General features: G+C 60.1%; 1 protein-coding gene. It reads left to right on the top strand.

Going from position 1 to position 551, the window contains the following annotated elements:
• The coding region (locus F4V54_RS11285; RefSeq protein ID WP_150387191.1) for a SulP family inorganic anion transporter at positions 1-551 on the top strand (551 nt) is incomplete at both ends.

Raw genomic sequence — 551 nt, 5'->3', positions numbered from 1 at the left:
TTTCTCAGGTTTTCCATCTTGGCGGGGCTCGATCCGCGCGTGGGTTTGTTTGCCTCGGTGATCATGGCAATCTCCATCGCGTTCACCGGCGGACGCCCCGCGATGGTTTCTGCGGCGGCGGGCGCGGTGGCCTTGGTTATTGCGCCGTTGTCGCACAGTCACGGCCTTGACTATGTGGTGGCCACCATCATGCTGGCCGGCATCTTGCAGATCATCTTGGCGATGCTGGGCGTCGCCAAGCTTATGCGTTTCATCCCGCGCTCGGTGATGACCGGATTCGTCAACGCTTTGGGCATCATGATGTTTACCGCGCAGCTGCCGCATCTTAAGCATGTGCCGTGGATGGTATACGTGCTGGTGGCAATGGGGCTGGTGATCATGCTGGTGCTGCCGCGGCTGACCACGGTGATCCCTGCGCCTTTGGTGACCATCCTGGTGGTCACGGTGTTGGCTATTGCTTTCGGGTGGAAGGTCCCGGACGTGGCCGACCAAGGTGAGCTGCCTACGAGCATGCCGGGATTGTTTATTCCGAACGTGCCGCTGAATCTGGA

The organism is Corynebacterium tuscaniense, from assembly GCF_008693065.1.
Lineage (GTDB): Bacteria > Actinomycetota > Actinomycetes > Mycobacteriales > Mycobacteriaceae > Corynebacterium > Corynebacterium tuscaniense.
The sequence above is the reverse complement of the archived record's forward strand: the minus strand, read 5'-3'. Positions and strand labels throughout refer to the sequence as shown.